A 19,206-nucleotide genomic window follows, 5' to 3' on the forward strand; every position below is an offset into this window, starting at 1 on the left:
TTATAGGTTCAAATGAACTGATCAGATACTGAATTGAAACATGTTTTTGTTGAAATTTTGCTTATAGATGTGCTTTAAATGGGAAAGAATAATACGACCAAAGCATGATTGCTGCGATTAAAAATTAATCGTCATACTGCTGTGATGCAGAAATTATAAAAGTAGAAATGTGGCATGGCATCTCGTGATGAGATGAATCAGATCAAGGAAAATACAATATGAAAGAGATCTATCCAGTACCTGAAAGTTTTAAAAAAACCGCGCGCATCAATGAGTCGGAGTACTTTGAGCGTTATCAAAAATCGATTGAACAACCAGATGAGTTTTGGGCGGAGCAAGCGCAAAAGATCGATTGGATCAAACCGTTTACCCAAGTTAAAAATACAAATTTTAAGCAAGATGATTTCAAGATTGAGTGGTTTGCTGACGGTGAACTGAATGTCAGTGCCAACTGTCTCGATCGACATTTAAAAGAACATCCACATAAACCAGCCATTATTTGGGAAGGAGATCATCCTTCACGGCATAAAATCATTTCTTTTGAAGAACTGCATGATGAAACTTGCCGTTTTGCTAATGTGCTGAAAAAACATGGCGTGGGCAAAGGCGACCGTGTGGTGCTGTATATGCCAATGGTGCCAGAAGCGGCAATTGCGATGTTGGCCTGTACCCGAATTGGAGCAGTACACTGCGTGGTTTTTGGCGGGTTCTCACCAGACTCATTGGCAAGTCGTATCGATGACAGTCAGGCGAAAGTCGTGATTACTGCGGATTGTGGGATGCGTGGTGGTAAGCCCATTCCACTCAAAGAAAATGTCGATCTTGCACTCGACATCGAAGGCACATCTTCGGTTCAAAATGTCATTGTGGTGCACCGTACAGGTAACCCGATCGAAATGAAAGCAGATCGTGACCTGTGGTATCACATGGAAATCATGTCGGTTAATGATATTTGTCCACCTGAACCTATGAATGCCGAAGACCCGCTATTTATTTTGTATACATCAGGTTCGACAGGAAAACCGAAAGGTGTATTGCATACCACAGGCGGCTATTTAACCTATGTGAATTGTACCTTCCGTGAAGTTTTTGACCTTAAACAAGATGATGTGTTTTGGTGTACTGCCGATGTTGGTTGGATTACGGGACACTCTTATGTGTTGTATGGGCCATTGTCGAATGGCACCACGACCGTGATGTTTGAAGGTGTACCACAATATCCAAGTTGGGCTCGGACCGGACATATTGTCGATAAACACAACGTCACTATTTTATATACGGCACCGACTGCAATTCGCGCCATGATGCGAGAAGGGGATGCCTTTGTCCGAGAAAGTGACCGTAGTAGTCTGCGTTTACTAGGTTCAGTGGGTGAACCCATTAACCCAGAGGCATGGAATTGGTACTACACCGTGGTAGGTGAAAGCCGCTGTCCAGTGGTGGATACATGGTGGCAAACAGAAACGGGTGGTTTCATGATTACGCCATTGCCGGGGGCAACTGATTTAAAACCGGGTTCGGCGACGCGTCCATTTTTTGGTGTACAACCTGCGATAGTTGATGCTGAAGGCAATGAGCTTGAAGGCGCCGTAGAAGGTAACTTGGTGATTAAGGATTCTTGGCCGGGACAAATGCGAACCATTTGGGGTGATCCTGAGCGCTTTATTGAAGCTTATTTCTCCACTTATCCGGGGACGTATTTTACAGGTGATGGCGCACGTCGTGATGAGTCTGGCTACTATTGGATTACGGGCCGTGTGGATGACGTCTTAAACGTTTCAGGGCATCGATTAGGAACGGCTGAAATTGAAAGTGCGCTGGTTGCACATGATGCTGTGGCAGAGTCTGCGGTGGTGGGTATGCCGCATGATATTAAGGGACAGGGGATTTGCGCCTTTGTGACCTTACAAGCCGGGACAGCCGAGACGGATGAGTTGCGTCAGGAACTGGTGGCTTGGGTACGAAAAGTCCTTGGACCAGTGGCAACGCCAGATGCACTGCATTGGGCGCCAGCCTTACCTAAAACGCGGTCTGGTAAAATCATGCGCCGTATTTTAAGAAAAATTGCGGCCAATGAGTTGGACTCTTTAGGTGATACCTCGACCTTGGCAGAACCTCAAGTGGTTGAACATTTGATTGCTACGGTTTATCCGAAGTCATAAGAACAATTTGAGCGTGAGTGATCACGTTCTGATGAAAGTTCACTATGGCTTATATGAAGGATTATTAAAGCAATAATGAACGTCCTTTCTCCTATAAAAGTTGATTAGGATGAAGGGACGTTCATGATGGATTTTATCCATCCTAAATACGACGTATAAAATGATCAAATTATAAGTCGCCTGAATCTTGGTGACTTAGATTTCATGAGATATAGATTTTACAGATATAGACTGCAGGCATTGAGATAAGCGGAATGCCTCTACTTTGTTAAGCTAAAACGGTAACAGAATAATCAGACAGATATATGAACGCTTCAATTCCATTGACTCAAGATCCGATCGACATTGCCAAAAAACTGGCGGCAGAATTTGCCACGACGGCTGCTCAGCGTGATAAGCAGGGGGGAAATCCCAAAGCTGAACGTGATTTGATTCGTCAAAGTGGTTTGCTTGCACTTTCCATTGGAAAACAATACGGTGGACAGGGGGCAGATTGGCTGACGATTTTTAAAACCATTCAAACCATTGCTCAAGTGGATAGCTCATTGGCGCATGTTTATGGTTTCCATCATTTATTGATTGCAACGGTACAGTTGTTCGCGCAGCCAGAGCAATATGGCCCGTGGTTTGAACAGACTGCACGTGAGCATTTATTTTGGGGTAATACCTTAAACCCTTTGGACCGCCGTACTACAGCGACGCAATTGTCTGAACATGAATATGTGTTTCATGGCGATAAAAGCTTCTGTTCGGGTTCCATGGATTCAGATATTTTGCTGTGTTCCGGGTTCAATGACGATGGAAAATTATTGATCGGGGTGATTCCTACAGCACGTGAAGGCGTCAGTTTTCTCGGCGATTGGGACAATATGGGACAACGTCAAACCGACAGTGGAAGCAGTCATTTTGAACAGGTAAAAATTTCCAAAGATGAATTACTACTGAACCCGGGGCCTTTGAGTACGCCGTATTCCAGCTTGCGTCCATTGATTGCACAGTTGATCTTTGTGCATTTGTTTTTAGGGGTGGCAGAAGGGGCTTTTGAAACAGCAAAACAGACGGTTCAAAACCAAAAGGCGTGGTCAAAATCATTGGCTGAAAATGCAGTGAATGACCCATTTATTCAAAAGCATTTTGCTGAGTTTTATGTGCAATTAGAAAGTGTACGTTTATTGGCAGATAAAGCGGTTCAGCGTTTGCAATGGGCTTGGGAGATTGGTGAAGCTTTGACGGCGGAACAACGTGGAGAAGTCTCTATTGCGATTGCAACAGCCAAAATCGCAGCCACCAATAGCTCGCTATACATTACGCAAAATATTTTCCAAGTGATGGGCGCACGTGCCACGACGGCCAAACTGAATTTAGACCGCTTCTGGCGCAATGTGCGTACCCAGACCCTGCACGATCCGATTGATTATAAATATCAGGAGGTCGGTGAATGGGTGCTCACAGCGAAAGTGCCAGATCCAAGTTTTTATTCTTAAACATATATTGCACATGAGCCAATAAAAAGCCTCCGAAAGGGAGGCTTTTTTGCAATGTGCTGTCAGTCGATTTAACGCTGATGAATATTTTCTAAGGTATCGACTAAGGTTCGCGTTGTTTGATCAATTTCATAATTCACGGCATCACCGACTTGGACATTTTTCCATGTAGTGAGGCGCAGTGTTTCAGGAATAAGATCGATTGAAATTTCACTATTGGCACGATCAACACGGTTCACAGTCAAACTACAACCATTGAGCCCAATAAAACCTTTGAGAAAGAAATATTTAATATTGCCTGCTGGAATGTGAATATCGAGATGAAAGGTTTCCCCGCGATGCTCTAAGTTTTTGATCGTGGCTGTGCCTTCGATATGACCATATAGATTGTGACCACCATTTTCTGCCCCAACTTTGGCTGAGCGTTCGACATTGACCTCATCACCAGCTTTGAGAGTTTTCAGCGTGGTGAGTTGATTGGTTAAATCAGAGACATCAAAATGTACTTGGTTGGCTGCCAAATCAATATGTGTGGCCGTTAAACACACGCCATTAATTGCAACACTTGCCCCGATAAAGACATCATGAAAAAAATTCTGATGATTTGAAATCACCAAGGTTGTGAAGCCATTGCCTTGACGAATGTCTAAGACTTTTTCTAAACCTTGCACGATGCCTGTATACATGTGAGCGTCTCTAAAATGATTTGCGTTTTCTGTATTGTAGGGACAAAACGACCGATCGGCTATGCCTTAGAGTGACCATTTCAGTACAGCGTTTTGATCCCTAGCAGTTCGATCTTGGCAGTCTCTACAATGCTCGGAATGTTTCAATTGCCGCTAGGCGAGACTGCTTTAAATCGACAATCGGCTGAGGGTAGTTCAATTCTAGTTGAGGATTTTTGGCAAAGGGTTGGTGAATTTGCTTTGCATCCAAATCTGCGAGTTCAGGTAGCCATTGACGTAAATAATCCCCGTTCGGATCAAATTTCTGAGATTGGCTGATCGGGTTAAAAATCCGAAAATAAGGTACAGCATCTGTACCCGTCGAGGCGCACCATTGCCAACCGCCATTATTGGCTGCTAAGTCACCATCGACAAGGTGCTGCATAAACCATTGCTCCCCCAACCGCCAATCGATCAGTAGATTCTTACTGAGGAACATGGCACAAATCATCCGCACCCGATTATGCATCCAACCCGTAGCCAGTAGTTGACGCATCCCTGCATCGACGATCGGAATGCCCGTCTGGCCGTATTGCCACGCAGCAAAGTCTTGTGGTGCATGGCGCCATTTTATTTTTAAGGTTTTGGCTTGAAACGGCTGGTGCTGAGAAACTTGCGGGTAGTCAAATAAAATGTGCTGGTAAAATTCACGCCAAAGCAGCTCATCGAGCCAAGTTTGTTGTCCTCTGTGGTCGATCTGGAAATAGCCGCCTTGTTCACGAAAAAGGGCTTGCAGACATTGGCGAATAGACAAGATGCCCAAGTTTAAATACATGCCAATTCGACTGGTTCCATTGAGCGCAGGAAAGTCCCGATCATCAGCATAACGATGCAGATGTTGTTCAATAAATTCATCTAAGCACTGTAGTGCGTGATCTTCTCCAATCGGCCAAAGCTCGATTTGAGCAGCTAACAGCGATGTGGGATAAAAAGGAGTTAAATCAAATTGATTTTGCCACAGCGGATGCGGTTCGAGAGCCGCTTGGGCTTCAATAGCGGGATAACAAGTAGGCAGACTGATGCTTAATTTTTCGTAGCAATTTTTCTTAAATGCACCGAAAACTTGATAAGGATGTCCAGATTGATTGCGAATACTGCCAACAGGAAACAGGGTGCGGTCATGGTACAGCTCAACAGAGATGTGCTGCTGTTCTAATAACTGTTGTACTTCGCGATCTCGTTTAAGTTCATTCACACCATGTTCAATATGTGCATGAACAGTGTGTATATTGAGCTGAGTACATAGGGTTAATAGCTCATTGGCGATGTCTGACCAATGGGGAATATGCTGAATAATCAGTGGAATATTTAGTTCAGCCAATTGCTGTCGCAAAAGTTCCAGTTGGGCAAGATAGCGATGGATTTTAATGGGGGCATCGTCATGCCTTGCCCATTGTTCAGGAGAAAGCGCAATAAAGGCAATCGTTGGACCAGACTGTGTCGCCTGCCACAGTGCGCTATGGTCATGTCGTCTTAAATCTTGTCGAAACCAAACCAGTTGCATGTTTATTGCCTCGTTTTTGTTGGAAATATCACCAGAATTACGGGGGTATCTATTGGTAATGAAATTATCTAAAAAATCGATTTCTATAAAAAACCATATAATATCTATCGTTTAACTTAACCGATTGCGCACAATTCTGTCAGCTTAAGCGTACAAGCAACGAAGTTTTTGACGCTAGGCGCACTTTTAAATTTTACCTAAGATGAACTCATACAGGAACAGGACGTTCCGGAACATAAAACAATAACAAAGTGTTCACCATCAGGACTGTGAAGCAAGACAGGAGTCATGCTTAAGTATCCATATAGAAAAAGCCCGACAGGATGTCGGGCTTTTTCTTTGTCTACAGGTCAGCTCATTTTCTAGAATCAGAGCATGTCTTTAAATGGTACTCGAGATAAAAAATCCCCTAAGCCGAGCCTTAGGGGAGGAAAGTGAAGTGAGCCGGTTGTGATTATTATGCTGATTACATGAGCTGTGACTGCATCAACAATTATGCTGATTTAGCCTGCACAACTTGCTGCTGTTGAGCTTCCAGTTCACGAACCAGTGGCAACACTTTTTCGCCAAAGTATTCCACTTCTTCAATGAAGTGGAGAAAACCTGAGAGAACCAAATCGACACCTACACTTTTGAGTTCCACAATGCGTTCGGCAATTTGTTGTGGCGTGCCAATCAGATTGGTTTTAAAGCCGTCGTTATATTGAACCAAATCTTCAAAAGTTGATTTTGCCCAGTTACCTTCGCCCTCTTTGGTGGATGCACCTGCTTCACGAGTTGCATCGCCAAAAGCATTGACCGCTTCGGTATTGGCATTGTCGATAATAGCTTGAAGCACCGCTTGGGCTTCTTCCTCCGTATCTCGGGCAATAATGAAGGCATTCACCCCGATTTTGACCTGATGGTTGTTGGCTTTGGCTTTTTCACGAATATCGTCGATCTGCTTTTTCAACTCAGCAGGGGTATTGCCGTTGGTGAAGTACCAATCGGAAACACGGGATGCCATGTCACGTGCTGCACGTGAACTGCCGCCTTGGAAGATTTCAATATGCGGTTTTTGCACAGGTTTTGGAGATAGGGTGTAGTCTTTAAATTGATAGTATTTACCATCAAAACTAAAGTTATCCTGCGTCCATACGCCTTTTAGGCTACGAATGAATTCTTCAGAGCGCGCATAGCGTTGATCATGCTCGGGCCATTCTTCACCAATCGCATCAAACTCTCCACGGAACCAACCACTCACGACATTAATCGCAATACGGCCATTGGTAAGATGATCGATGGTCGCCAATTGTTTCGCAGCCAGAGCTGGTTTCCAAGGGCCGGGTAAAATCGCTGCAATGACTTTGAGCTTTTCGGTTTTGGCCAAAATACCATGACTGAAACTAACCGATTCATGTTGATTTTCCGCGTTATAGCCTGCGGTAAAACGAATTTGAGTCAGCGCATAATCAAAGCCACTTTTTTCTGCAGCTTGTGCCAAACGCACGTTATAGTCATAGCTCCAATCGGTACGCTGTTCAATATTACTGACCACCAAACCACCACTGACGTTTGGTACCCAATACGCAAATGTAATGTTTTTTTCTTGTACTGACATTTTGCAAACCCTCGGGATCGAATTGTTATGCTGTGGTGTTTAGGCCACTTGCGTTTTTGGCTTTTTACTATGCAGTCGAGCTTCAGCAGCATCCAAACTTGGAACGGCTGCAGAAGGAAGGACTTCTTCTTGCTCGATTTGCTTATTAATGCCCAAGTTTTGGTTGGCTTGTTGAGACTTGGCTTTCACCACTTCAGCACGCTGACCTTTGGCTGGAGCCCATTCCAAAATCGGCAGCGCACGTGCTACAGCTAAAGTAATGCGGTCACGGAGTAATTCACTATGAATGGTGTATTCAGGGGTGAAATCACGATCTGTTGCATAGACCCCAATCGGCAATGTTTGCGCTTGGAAGAAACTGAACAATGGACGCAGTTGATGTTCAAGCACTAAAGCATGGCGTTCAGAACCACCCGAAGCTGCAAGCAAGACAGGTACATCGACCAATGCAGTTTGTTCGACAAAGTCAAAGAAGTGTTTAAATAGACCTGTAAATGAAGCACGGTAAACTGGCGTTCCAACAATCAGTGCATCAGCAGCTTCAACGGCAGCAAGGTCATCTTGTACACGTTGTGGCAATTGGTTACGGTAAATCGCGCCACCTAATAAATTGCCAATTTCACTAAACTTAATAAAATGCACATTGATTGGAGTCGCATCACCGAGCTCATCAACAATGGCTTGTACCAAAGCTTCAGTTTTAGATGGATTGTTTAGACCACCTGACACAGCAACAATATTCAGGGGTTTTTGTAGATTAACTTGAGACATTTTTTAAACCTAAAAGTGTGGTTTCTCGGAATGCCTTTTATTAATCCCGATGCGTGGATCACTGTAAAATAACGAAAATCAGAAAAGTTATCTGATTTTTAGATATGTTGGAAAAACCTCAAGATTCGTGAAATTTCAAATTTTAAACTGTTGATATTTCAACATATAATGCTTAGATATAAGCATTTTTACTGTGTTGATAAAATTTATATGAAAATATGATTAGATTTAAAGATTTATAGAAAATGCGAAAAAAGACGCATTTTAGGTGAAAATCTACATTTTAAATGCAAAAAAATAAGTTCTTGCATATCCTTCACATAGCATGTGTGGTTAGAATAGGGTCATTGTGCACAAGATCTCTCACGTTGCTTATGAATATTTTAATCGTTGATGATCACCCGCTGTTTCGTCATGCTTTAATTCAGGCGGTTCGTTATAGTTTGCCTCAGGCGCAAATTCATGAGACTGCAGCAGTCAATGAATGCTATGAACGTCTTGAAAATGGCCCTGAGCCTGATCTTGTGTTATTGGATCTAAACTTGCCAGGCGCTTCAGGCTTTTCTGCCTTGGTGCATATTCGCGCACAATATCCATCGATTCCTATCATTGTGGTCTCTGCGCATGAAGAAGCGTCGATTATCCAACGTGCGATTGCACATGGCGCGATGGGCTATATTCCAAAATCTGCACATCCGAGCCACATTGGTGAAGCGATTCGTCAAGTCTTAGAAGGCGAGATTTGGTTACCACCAAATTTACCTGCCAACATGAACTTTGACCCACGTGCTGCAGATGAAACAGCATTGGCAGAACGTATTCAGTCTTTAACACCGCAACAATTCCGTGTGTTAATGATGGTGGCGGAAGGTTTGTTGAATAAGCAAATTGCCTATGAGTTGGATGTGTCTGAAGCAACCATTAAAGCGCATGTAACGGCGATTTTCCGTAAGTTGGGCGTACAAAACCGAACTCAAGCTGTATTGGCAATTAATGCATTGAATATTGAAGAAAAGAAAATCTAAGGATTTTTTCAAAAAAAAAGACCTCCACGATGGAGGTCTTTTTTTATGCTATTTAAGCGCTAATGCTGGCGCTGGATCATTTCGGTGTAAATGCTGTTAGGTCTTTACATGTGGTTTAAAAGCAATAGAGCAATGCAACTTAACAATGACTTAAACAAACCACTTCAACTTAAGCAATATAGTCTTGCTTAGGCGTCAGATCGGTACAGTACAAAGGGTTGAGCGCACATTGCAATTCATCAATTTGTTCATCGGACACATAGCCGCGCGCTTTGAGATAATCCGCGACACGGTCATCACGTAAACTCAGGAAAGCAGCATCATAAACACCCAAATCCACAAATAGAGCTGCGGTTTCTAAGCTGTTAAAACGGTCCAGATAAACATCATTGTCATACATCAGGAAGATATGGTCTTGCTTGGAGTTGGCATCAACATTTAAACGTTGTGCCAATTCAAATGGCGCTGTTTTAATAAATAGTAAATCGGATAATTCATCAAACTGTGTTTTATCCAGCTGGTTTTTGTCGGTTTTGACTTTACCGAGCCAAGCTTTAAATACTAAGACCGCACCACCACGCAGTAGCATGCTCCAAATCTGATGACGGGTGTCCAAACCTAAGCCATTGGATTCTGCTTCTAAATTTTGCAGTAGTAGATCTTCCTGTTCTACCAGTCGATCGAATAAGCCAAGGCCTTGAGGTTTGTAGGCATTTGGCGCAAAGACATCAAAATTCAGTTCATCAAACACTTGTAACGCGAGAGGAACGGCACTGCGATAGAGCGTTTCCAGCGCTTCGACTTGCACATCACTTAATTTGCTGAACTTAAATAGCTGACGCCAATCGATCTCTGGCAAAATGGCATTGGCACCATACTGACGATGAAACTGTAGATTTTGATCAAAACCATGCGGCATTGTTTCTGAAATATTCACAAGATCACTCCTAATATGCGGGGGAGATCAGCTTCTCAAGTGTTGAGTTATGACGCTTCTTGAATTGGCTTGAAACTGATCAACTTCTTATGAATATTTTTAAAACGAACGGCCGCAGCTAAATATACGACTAAAGTTTTAGTTTTTATTTTTGGTTATAAAAATATGATTTAAATCAAATAGATTTTTAATTGTAACTAAGTGTACAAGTGTTCACTCACGCATTCGATATCTTTTGCCATAGGCAATCTTAATTTGATATTTATGGCTAATAAATAGACGAAATATCGGGGCTATTTTGAATGGTCTTGCTGTTGAGACAAATTTTTTTGCCAGTTAGGTAAGTTTAAGTAAAAGCAAGGTAAACAAAAGCCCATTTCATGTGAATGAAATGGGCTACTTTTCACAGAGCGATGTCCTGTAACAACGCTACTGATTTGAAATTTTTAAACCAGATAACCATGAACGCAGTGAAGCCGGTTTCAATGGTTTTTTCAGTAAGACGATGTTTAACTCTTTTAGACGTTGCGGTAGTTCAGGATCAGAATCTGCGGTAATCAGCGCCACAGGGACATTTTCCTGACGGTTATCTAAAATAAAGTCGAGACCGATCTTGTTGTTATTCAAGTGTTGGTCAACCAACCAAACTTGAATATTTTCTTGTTGAATCAACTCCATGGCCTGTTCAGGTTCAGTGGCTTTAAAGACTTGATAGCCCCATTTGGTCAGTAAGGTCGACATCCCTTCCAAAATGGTTTCATCATTGTCTAAGCACAGAATCTTATAGGCTTTGGTCTTCAGCGGAACCGCTTGAGTCGGTGCAGCGACCACTTTTGGCGCAGCGACCACAGGCACTTCAATCATAAAACACGAACCATGACCAAGTTCTGAGAACACATGCACTGGGTAGTCGAGTAGGCTGGTCATGCGTTGCACGATGGCTAAACCTAAGCCCAGGCCCTGTTCGCCCCAAGGAGAGGTATGTCCACAGCGTTCGAACTCTTGGAACAACTTAATGCGCTGTTCTTCCGCGATCCCTGGACCTGTATCCCAAACGCCAATACGAATATGTCCTGGACGTGCTGAACGTAGCACACCCACCACAACACGACCACGCGCCGTATAGCGTAGGGCATTGCTGACGAAGTTTTGAATAATACGACGAATCCACTGTGGGTCGGTGTCAATCCAGAACTGAGCATCATGTACGGTCAGTTTGATATTACGCTGTGCCGCAATCGATTTAAATTGCAGTTCAAGATCGCTGAGTAAGTCATGCAGCGGATAAGGCTGACGTTTTGGTTGAATGGTTCCACCTTCGAGTCGTGCGATATCCAAGAGGGCAGAGAGCATACTTTCCGCACCATGCAGCGCACGATCTAGTTGCTGAAGCGTTTTACGATCATCATCATTTTGTACGCTTTGCTCGAGGGCGGTACTAAACAGGCGAGCAGCATGCATCGGTTGCAATAAGTCATGGCTTGCAGCAGCAATGAAGCGGCTTTTCGACATATTGGCTTTATCGGCTTGCTCACGTGCCAATTGTTGTTCGGACAGGGCATCTGCCAACTGTTGGGTACGGTCTTGTACACGCCCTTCAAGCAAGGCTTCATTTTCACGGAATGCAGTAATATCGGCAAAGGTCGTGACGAAACCACCGCCTTCGATCGGGTTCCCGCGCATCTGAATTACACGACCATCTTTACGAATTCGTTCAAATTCGTGTGCGCTGCCGACTTGCATCCAATGCATACGTTTACGCACATGTTCTTCGACTGAACCAGGACCACATTCGCCGCGTTCAGCGTTATAACGAATCAAGTCTGAAATTGGGCAACCGACATAGACAATGTCTTTTGGATAATCAAACAGTTTGAGGTATTGATTATTCCATGCCACCAAACACATATTTTCATCAACCACGGACACACCTTGAGTCATATGGTCGATCATGGTCATGATCAGGTTTTGGTTAAAGCGCTGCCACTGTGAGGCTTGGTCAAGAATATTTGCGACCTGACCGAGTGCTAAACCATTATTGACCATGGCTGTGGTGAGTAGGGTACGGGCAGATGCCGCACCGATGGTGCCGGCAAGATACTGTTCGGTAAAACGCCACCACATGCCGTTGGCGCTGCTATTTTCATTCAAAACGACATTGTTTTGTGCGCAGAACTGGTTGAAGGCGCGCATAGTTGGACCTTCACCGGTAATGCGTTTTGCCAAAGTAATCAGATCACCTACTTTTAAGCGTGCCACATCATGGTGAATATAGCTGATGTCGTTTGATGTACTTTGAGCCGGGAGGGGCTTGGTTTCATAATAAAAGAAACTTTCGGCCTGAATTTGCTCGGCAACACTTGGACGGAAGACGCGGGAAATCCAAATATAGAGGGTGATATTTAAACCGAGCGCCCAAACTACGCCATGGGTAAGTGGATCGAAAGATTCAAACCCCAACAGTGCTTCAGGACGTAACCAACTCAAGCCTAGCGGACCCTGACTTAAAAGATTTTCGGTAAATGTTTTAAATTGTTCAGGTAGGCTACGCAATACGGTTGGTAATAACAGGGTATAAGCCCACATGCCAAAACCGACCAACAGACCTGCATATACGCCTTGCTTACTTCCGCCGCGCCAATATAAACCACCAATTAACGCCGGTGCAAACTGTGCCACAGCACTGAAGGCCAATAGGCCAAATACCGATAATTGGTCAATGTCATTGAAGAAATGGAAGAACAAGAAGCCCAATAACATGACCGCTAAAATACATACACGACGTGTGAATTTCAGTACGAGTGGTAGGCGTTTGTCATGACGTGACAATAAGCGTGTACGCCACAGTGCAGGCATGATCAAGTCATTACTGAGCATAATCGACAAGGCCACTGACGACACCAACAGCATACCTGTCGATGCTGAAAAACCACCGAGAAACGCAAGTAAGGTCAACCAGTCTTGGTTATAACTCAAAGGCAGTGAGAGCACAGCAACATCGGGGATTGCCAAGTAGGCAGGTGCTGCATGCAGCGCCCAACTGGCAATCGGGATGATCGCGATAATGGTTAAAATCAGATAAATGGCAAACCAACGACGAGCACCACGGATATGCTTTTCATCTCGCAGTTCAACCACCGCGACATGGAACTGACGTGGTAGACAAATAATCGCTAATGCAGCCAATAAAGTTTGAATCCAAAAGCTTTCTGGCACACCTTTGAGCTGAACATCTTTAAAGGTGGTGTTGATGTCATGGCTGATTTGAGCCATGTTTTCAGGTGATTCAAAAACAAAGAAAAATGCGACTGCAAGTAGTGCAAACAGCTTGACGAAAGACTCAAATGCCACAGCCAACATTAAGCCGCCGTGCTGTTCAGTATTGGCAATCTGTCGTGTCCCAAACATCATCGCCAAAATCGCCAATACACCAGTCAAAAACAGCACACTATTGGTGGTGCTGGTCAGACCAGCGGTCGGTTCTAAAATGACCGTTGCACTTAGGGCAATTGCACGTAGTTGCAAGGCTAAATAGGGAATAATGGCAATCACGGCAAGGATCGTGACTAATGACGCTAAGGGGCCACTTTTACCATATCGTGCTGCTACAAAGTCGGCAATCGATGAAATGGCATGATGCTGACGGACACGGCCTAAACGTCGCCAAATATCATAGCCGAGCGCAACAAATAGCAGCGGTCCTAGATAGATCGGCAGGAAAATAATGCCCTCACGAACCGCGGCACCTGTTGCGCCATAAAACGTCCAAGATGAACAGTAAACCCCTAAAGTTAGACTAAAGAGAAGCATTCTGCCGCGAGTACTGAGCCTGCTGGCATGCTTTTCACCAAAGAATGCACATACAAAGAGTAATGCGATGTAAAGGGCCAATACCCCGACGATAAGCCAACTATTCATAGAGCCTGCAGCATATTAATTCTCGCTTAATGATAACGCATCCATAGGCTTAGGGAGGTTATTGCTCAAAATTTAACGACCAAAGTCTAAATTACAAGAGATAAGGAACATTGGTAAGTTTAGCTTCGAAATAATTCGAATTAGAAAATTGCGCGCCAAGGTTCGGCGTAAGGAGAACATTATGGATGAGAGACAGGTAGAACAAATTCTACAGAATCCAAAATTTAAGGAAATGGTTAGCCGTAAAAGTAAGTTGAGCTGGACTTTGACGATCATCATGTTGGTGGTCTATGTCGGCTTCATGCTACTTGTGGGCTATAACAAAGAGTTCTTGATGCAATCCGTGAGTGGTGGTGTAACCACGATTGGTATGCCATTAGGTTTGAGCATTATTGTATTGTCATTCCTACTCTGTGGTGTGTATTCGTACATTGCAAATAATAAATTAGATGCATTAAACGAAGAAGCAATGCGTGAAGTAGAAGCAATTACTCAAGAAAAAGGACTTCACTAAGATGAAATGGAATTCATTGAAAGCAACAGCACTGGCGGCTCCCGCTCTGCTCATGTCAAGCATGGCAATGGCAGGACCAGATTTAGGTGAAGCACAGCAGCAAGCGACCAACTGGCACGCAATTATCATGTTTGCCATCTTTGTAGGTTTTACGCTGCTAATTACTAAATGGGCTGCAAAACAAACTACCAACACTGCAGATTTCTATACTGCTGGTGGTGGTATTTCAGGTTTCCAAAATGGTCTAGCGATTGCCGGTGACTATATGTCAGCAGCATCGTTCCTCGGTATTTCCGCAATGGTATTCAGTTCAGGCTTTGATGGCTTGCTGTATTCATTGGGCTTTATGGTGGGTTGGCCAATTGTATTGTTCTTAGTAGCAGAGCGTCTGCGTAACTTAGGTAAATTCAACTTATCTGACGTTGTATCGTTCCGTTTGGCTGAAAAACCAGTACGTACATTGGCAGCAATGAGCTCGCTGGTGGTTGTAGCGTTCTACCTAATCGCACAGATGGTAGGTGCAGGCCAGTTAATCAAATTGTTATTCGGTCTAAACTACAACATTGCGGTTGTGATTGTTGGCTTGCTGATGATGGCGTATGTAATCTTCGGCGGTATGTTGGCAACGACTTGGGTACAGATCATTAAAGCAGTGATGCTACTTTCTGGCGCAACGTTCATGGCATTCATGGTCATGAAGGGCGTGGGCTTCAGCTTCTCTGAAATGTTCTCACAATCTATTCAAGTTTTCTCTAAAGTTCACGAAGTGACTTTGGCAGAAGCGGGCAATATTATGGGGCCTGGTAAATTGGCTGCGAACCCAATTGATGCGATCTCTCTAGGTCTTGCATTAATGTTCGGTACAGCAGGTTTACCACACATCTTAATGCGTTTCTTCACGGTTAAAGATGCCAAAGAAGCGCGTAAATCAGTGGTTGTAGCAACAGGTTTCATTGGTTACTTCTACCTACTGACTTTCATCATTGGTTTTGGTGCGATCCTTTACGTTTCAAACAACCCACAATTCCTTGATGTTGCAAAAATGGCGGTAACTGGCAAGCTAGAGCTTGTTGGTGGTAACAACATGGCTGCGGTGCATTTATCTGATGCATTAGGCGGTGATTTGTTCATGGGCTTCATTTCAGCGGTGGCATTCGCAACGATTCTTGCAGTTGTTGCAGGTCTAACATTGTCTGGTGCTTCAGCTATTTCACATGACTTGTATGCAAACGTATTCAAGAAAGGTCAAACAACGCCAGAATCTGAACTTCGTATGTCTAAAATCGCGACTTTAGGTCTTGCGATCTTCGCGATGATTTTAGGTATCTTGTTCGAGAAACAAAACGTTGCATTCATGGTTGGCTTGGCGTTCTCTGTAGCAGCATGTGCAAACTTCCCAGTACTTGTATTGTCTATGTTCTGGAGAGGCTTGACCACTCGCGGCGCAGTGATTGGCGGTTTAGTAGGTCTGCTTACAGCAGTGACCCTAATTATCTTATCTAAAGCAGTTTGGGTAGATACATTCGCAATCTCTGAAACACCAATTAACCCATTCAATGGTCCTGCTATCTTTGCAATGCCATTGGCATTCATCTGCTGCTGGTTGTTCTCTGTGACTGATAATTCAGCACAAGCACAAGCTGAGCGTAAAGCATTCGATGCACAGTATGTACGTTCACAAACTGGTATTGGTATCTCTGGTGCTTCAGATCACTAATCTGAATCGCCTAAAAAGCCCCTAATAAGGGGCTTTTTTTATATTTAGTGAATGATATGACGCAGAGGTTTGTAGACAAATCTCTGTCCTATTTGCGTGTATAATTTTCTCCATTGATCGACATTTTCCAATGGCCTTGATCATCTTGATAAGGCGAGCGCTGAATGGTGAATTGTTGAGAGAAATTATCCTGACCGATGCTAAAGCTCTGATCACCAAAACTGCTCAAATGGGCTTTTATTCGCGACTGTTCAGCACCACTGAAGGTTTGGTTGGCAATACTTTTTTCAGTATGTTCTTGATGGTAATACGTCACTTCGCCCGACGATTTGATCACTAATTCACTGTGGTTGTTTTGCCAAGTCCCCACATAATTTTCATGGCCTTTGAGGAGTGGACTGTCTTGTGTACAGGCAGCGAGCATGAGCAGACAGAGGGGAGCAAATACGAGATGTTTTTTCATAATGAAATCTACCACGCAGGAGATTTCTTTAAATGTGCGCCTGAATGCTGAAACTTACAATAGGCTTTTTGAGGCTCATAGGTGATAAAAAAACTGAGGCAGAACAGTAGGCATATGTGATGTTTTTCAGGACACGCTCAACAAATCTTTGCAGTAGAAGAAACTTGCTTCATGCTAATTTAAAATCAATCAGTTGATGATGCTTCAGATTGATCATTTCAGCGCATGATAAAAAAATATAGAGATTGAACATAATGCAAGGATTCGTGGATTTTTGGAGAAGCTTTAGACTTTTACCCTCAGCATGGCTGTTACTGGTGCAGTTTCTGATCTTGGTTTTAACCGCGATTACCCGAGAAAGTCTGTCTTTTCGTGCGCTAATTTGGGTACTTGGGGTGTCGGTACTATTGATCATTGCCAAAGTGATTCGCCAAACACCGATGTTTACGATTCTAGGACTGAGTTTTGTTGGCTGCGCCGTATTGTTTTCTACTTTGATTATGCTCGGTGTAAATCATCCGAATATTCAAATTATTGCGCATGGTTTTGAAGCCTGTGCGTATTTTAGTGCAGCCTATGGCTTATTACGCTATATGTTTGCCGATCGCTATTTAACCAAAGATGAACTTTTTGCAGCAGGGGCAGTATTTACCCTCATCGCATGGGGTTTTGCTTTTCTCTATAGTATTTGTCAGCTGATTTATCCGGATAGTTTTGTAAATCCTGCAGAGCCGGGCATGCAGTCGTGGTTAGATTTATTATTTTTAAGTTTTAGTTTGCAGTCTGCCACGGGCTTGTCGGATCTCATGCCTGTGAGTGCGCCTGCACGGGTCTTGGCTATGCTTCAAATGTTCTGTGGGGTGATGTATTTGGCTCTCATCGTTTCACGCTTAATTGCATTGCAATATATTGCCCATTTACCGGAACTCCATGAGCCCAAAGACAAATAATGGCAGGAAAAAAAAGGACGCAAATGCGTCCTTTTTGTCTTCAGGATCTAATATGAATTAGAAACGGAATTTAGCGTTTACGCCAACAGTTTGAGTGTCGCCGATAAAGCTTGTTTCAGTCGCTTTAGCTGCTTCATAGTTAGCATTTACATAGCTAGCACCAACTGCAACAGCAGGAGTGATGAAGTAGTTTACGTTCGCGCCCCAAGCTGAGTCTGGAGTACCAGCAAAGCTAGATTCAGCGTAAGAAGCACCAACGCTTAATTTAGGAGTTACGAAAAGATCAGTTTTGAATTGGTAAGCAGTGTCATCACCGTAGATGATGCCTGATTCGAAACCAATTGCCATGTTAGTGTCGTCGATTGCGCCAACATATTTAGCACGTGCAGTGATTGCGTCTTGGTCTTGACCAATAGTCGCAGCTTCTGCAGCAGCTTTAGCAACACCGTTACCCATAACGTTGAACGCGTCAACAGCAGCTTGGTCAGCAACGCTAGTGTAACCAACAGCAACTAAGAAGTTTTGAGTTGGAAGCGCACCAACTTCTAATGCATAACGGTCGCCATTGCCTTCTAATTCTTTAGATACTTGGTTTTTAGAATCTAAAATAGTGTGGCTGTAAGACGCGCTTGCATATACAGGAACAACTTTAGTTGGAACATAAGCTTCAGCTTTAGCACCAAAGTTATGAGCAACTACGTCAACACCTTGTGAACCAACTTCGCCGTAGTTGTAAGCAACAGCTACGTTAGAAGCTTGGTTTAAGAATGCAGCTTCTGCTAAAGGACCTTTTGTAGAGTCAACATTTTTGAAGTAGTAAGTACCTTGAACACCACCAATGAAATCTTTGTCATTTGTAGTTGTGTCGATGTATTCTGCTTGGCCTTGAACTTCAAATTGGTAAGCTTGAGCACCGGTCATGGCTAATAATAAAGCAGTGGCTAAACCGAGTTTTTTCATGATTTTCTACCAGTTGTTACAAATGGATTAAACATTGAGCATTGTATTGTAACAATATATTAAGTCAATGATCCTAAAGGTTATTATTCAGTCTCTGACTCAGATCTTTATTTCATAATAAGAAATTCAGTTTTTACTCTAACTAATAAGTCACTGAAAAAAAATCATTGAGAACAATTAAGTAAGTTTGATTAAATTCTTAATTAAAAAAATACACTTGAAAAAATACACAACTTTTCAATCTGAAATAACAATCAATGTATTTATTTTTATTTAAAATAACATTTAATACGAAGGGCAAATTCTAACGCTTTTCACGCATTTGAAGCGATAAATTGCGGCTTTGACTGCCGAATTGTTGGGCAAAAACTGTTTATTTGCATAGTAAATGGACGTTTTTGTTTTAAATCTGAGGTCTAATTCACTTAAATGAATATCTTAGTGATAAATTTAATATCCTTGTGAAATACTTGGCT

General features: G+C 43.2%; 14 protein-coding genes. 6 read left to right on the plus strand and 8 right to left on the minus strand.

From position 1 onward, the window contains the following. The first annotated feature begins 218 nt into the window (after positions 1 to 218). Both acs and FTU36_RS03525 read left to right on the plus strand, forming a co-directional pair. Positions 219 to 2,162, plus strand: a complete 1,944-nt coding sequence (acs, locus tag FTU36_RS03520; RefSeq protein ID WP_180022761.1) for an acetate--CoA ligase — start codon at positions 219 to 221, stop codon at positions 2,160 to 2,162. Between the two features lie 305 nt (positions 2,163 to 2,467). Further along, complete coding sequence (locus FTU36_RS03525; RefSeq protein ID WP_180116816.1) at positions 2,468 to 3,646, plus strand: acyl-CoA dehydrogenase family protein; 1,179 nt, start codon at positions 2,468 to 2,470, stop codon at positions 3,644 to 3,646. A 71-nt stretch (positions 3,647 to 3,717) separates the two neighbouring features. Here the strand turns inward: FTU36_RS03525 and FTU36_RS03530 are convergent, their stop codons facing one another. The 4 genes from FTU36_RS03530 to msuE all read right to left on the minus strand — a co-directional run bounded on the left by FTU36_RS03530 (position 3,718) and on the right by msuE (position 8,246). Further along, on the minus strand, positions 3,718 to 4,332 hold the full coding sequence (locus tag FTU36_RS03530) for a riboflavin synthase subunit alpha (protein ID WP_180116817.1): 615 nt from the start codon (positions 4,330 to 4,332) through the stop codon (positions 3,718 to 3,720). A gap of 124 nt (positions 4,333 to 4,456) precedes the next feature. Further along, the gene (locus tag FTU36_RS03535) at positions 4,457 to 5,875 is read right to left on the minus strand and encodes a deoxyribodipyrimidine photo-lyase (protein ID WP_180116818.1); all 1,419 of its coding nucleotides are present in this window, start codon (positions 5,873 to 5,875) and stop codon (positions 4,457 to 4,459) included. 493 nt (positions 5,876 to 6,368) lie between these two features. Continuing rightward, positions 6,369 to 7,475 (minus strand): dimethylsulfone monooxygenase SfnG, encoded by a 1,107-nt coding sequence (sfnG, locus tag FTU36_RS03540; RefSeq protein WP_078190545.1) that lies wholly within the window; start codon positions 7,473 to 7,475, stop codon positions 6,369 to 6,371. A 39-nt stretch (positions 7,476 to 7,514) separates the two neighbouring features. Further along, the gene (msuE, locus tag FTU36_RS03545; protein ID WP_078190544.1) at positions 7,515 to 8,246 is read right to left on the minus strand and encodes an FMN reductase; all 732 of its coding nucleotides are present in this window, start codon (positions 8,244 to 8,246) and stop codon (positions 7,515 to 7,517) included. A 374-nt stretch (positions 8,247 to 8,620) separates the two neighbouring features. Here msuE and FTU36_RS03550 point away from each other — a divergent pair, with 374 nt between their 5' ends. Then, positions 8,621 to 9,271, plus strand: coding sequence for a response regulator transcription factor (locus FTU36_RS03550; protein ID WP_078190543.1), 651 nt, complete (start codon positions 8,621 to 8,623; stop codon positions 9,269 to 9,271). A gap of 169 nt (positions 9,272 to 9,440) precedes the next feature. Here the strand turns inward: FTU36_RS03550 and FTU36_RS03555 are convergent, their stop codons facing one another. Beyond that, a complete protein-coding gene (locus tag FTU36_RS03555; protein ID WP_218954374.1) occupies positions 9,441 to 10,190 on the minus strand; it encodes a hypothetical protein in 750 nt (249 codons plus the stop codon). A 447-nt stretch (positions 10,191 to 10,637) separates the two neighbouring features. Continuing rightward, a complete protein-coding gene (locus tag FTU36_RS03560; RefSeq protein ID WP_180022766.1) occupies positions 10,638 to 14,126 on the minus strand; it encodes a PAS domain-containing hybrid sensor histidine kinase/response regulator in 3,489 nt (1,162 codons plus the stop codon). Positions 14,127 to 14,307: 181 nt separating this feature from the next. Between FTU36_RS03560 and FTU36_RS03565 the strand changes: the two genes are divergently transcribed. After that, positions 14,308 to 14,640 carry a DUF485 domain-containing protein gene (locus tag FTU36_RS03565; protein WP_078190540.1) on the plus strand — a complete coding sequence of 111 codons (333 nt, stop codon included), beginning with the start codon at positions 14,308 to 14,310 and terminating at the stop codon, positions 14,638 to 14,640. 1 nt (position 14,641) lies between these two features. Continuing rightward, the gene (locus FTU36_RS03570; protein WP_180002715.1) at positions 14,642 to 16,357 is read left to right on the plus strand and encodes a cation acetate symporter; all 1,716 of its coding nucleotides are present in this window, start codon (positions 14,642 to 14,644) and stop codon (positions 16,355 to 16,357) included. An 88-nt stretch (positions 16,358 to 16,445) separates the two neighbouring features. Here the strand turns inward: FTU36_RS03570 and FTU36_RS03575 are convergent, their stop codons facing one another. After that, the gene (locus tag FTU36_RS03575; protein WP_180116820.1) at positions 16,446 to 16,820 is read right to left on the minus strand and encodes a hypothetical protein; all 375 of its coding nucleotides are present in this window, start codon (positions 16,818 to 16,820) and stop codon (positions 16,446 to 16,448) included. 254 nt (positions 16,821 to 17,074) lie between these two features. Between FTU36_RS03575 and FTU36_RS03580 the strand changes: the two genes are divergently transcribed. After that, entirely contained in the window at positions 17,075 to 17,770 is a 696-nt protein-coding gene (locus tag FTU36_RS03580) for an ion channel (protein WP_180116821.1), read from the plus strand. A gap of 57 nt (positions 17,771 to 17,827) precedes the next feature. Here the strand turns inward: FTU36_RS03580 and omp33-36 are convergent, their stop codons facing one another. Then, a complete protein-coding gene (gene omp33-36, locus FTU36_RS03585; protein ID WP_180088765.1) occupies positions 17,828 to 18,730 on the minus strand; it encodes a porin Omp33-36 in 903 nt (300 codons plus the stop codon). Between the last annotated feature and the right edge of the window lie 476 nt (positions 18,731 to 19,206).

The organism is Acinetobacter sp. YH12096, from assembly GCF_013419215.1.
GTDB classification, from domain to species: Bacteria; Pseudomonadota; Gammaproteobacteria; order Pseudomonadales; family Moraxellaceae; genus Acinetobacter; species Acinetobacter amyesii.

Bases quoted from the DNA above. Each gene is read 5' to 3' on its own strand.
- acs (WP_180022761.1), top strand. From the start codon at position 219: ATGAAAGAGATCTATCCAGTACCTGAAAGTTTTAAAAAAACCGCGCGC.
- FTU36_RS03525 (WP_180116816.1), top strand. From the start codon at position 2,468: ATGAACGCTTCAATTCCATTGACTCAAGATCCGATCGACATTGCCAAA.
- FTU36_RS03530 (WP_180116817.1), bottom strand. From the start codon at position 4,332: ATGTATACAGGCATCGTGCAAGGTTTAGAAAAAGTCTTAGACATTCGT.
- FTU36_RS03535 (WP_180116818.1), bottom strand. From the start codon at position 5,875: ATGCAACTGGTTTGGTTTCGACAAGATTTAAGACGACATGACCATAGC.
- sfnG (WP_078190545.1), bottom strand. From the start codon at position 7,475: ATGTCAGTACAAGAAAAAAACATTACATTTGCGTATTGGGTACCAAAC.
- msuE (WP_078190544.1), bottom strand. From the start codon at position 8,246: ATGTCTCAAGTTAATCTACAAAAACCCCTGAATATTGTTGCTGTGTCA.
- FTU36_RS03550 (WP_078190543.1), top strand. From the start codon at position 8,621: ATGAATATTTTAATCGTTGATGATCACCCGCTGTTTCGTCATGCTTTA.
- FTU36_RS03555 (WP_218954374.1), bottom strand. From the start codon at position 10,190: ATGCCGCATGGTTTTGATCAAAATCTACAGTTTCATCGTCAGTATGGT.
- FTU36_RS03560 (WP_180022766.1), bottom strand. From the start codon at position 14,126: ATGAATAGTTGGCTTATCGTCGGGGTATTGGCCCTTTACATCGCATTA.
- FTU36_RS03565 (WP_078190540.1), top strand. From the start codon at position 14,308: ATGGATGAGAGACAGGTAGAACAAATTCTACAGAATCCAAAATTTAAG.
- FTU36_RS03570 (WP_180002715.1), top strand. From the start codon at position 14,642: ATGAAATGGAATTCATTGAAAGCAACAGCACTGGCGGCTCCCGCTCTG.
- FTU36_RS03575 (WP_180116820.1), bottom strand. From the start codon at position 16,820: ATGAAAAAACATCTCGTATTTGCTCCCCTCTGTCTGCTCATGCTCGCT.
- FTU36_RS03580 (WP_180116821.1), top strand. From the start codon at position 17,075: ATGCAAGGATTCGTGGATTTTTGGAGAAGCTTTAGACTTTTACCCTCA.
- omp33-36 (WP_180088765.1), bottom strand. From the start codon at position 18,730: ATGAAAAAACTCGGTTTAGCCACTGCTTTATTATTAGCCATGACCGGT.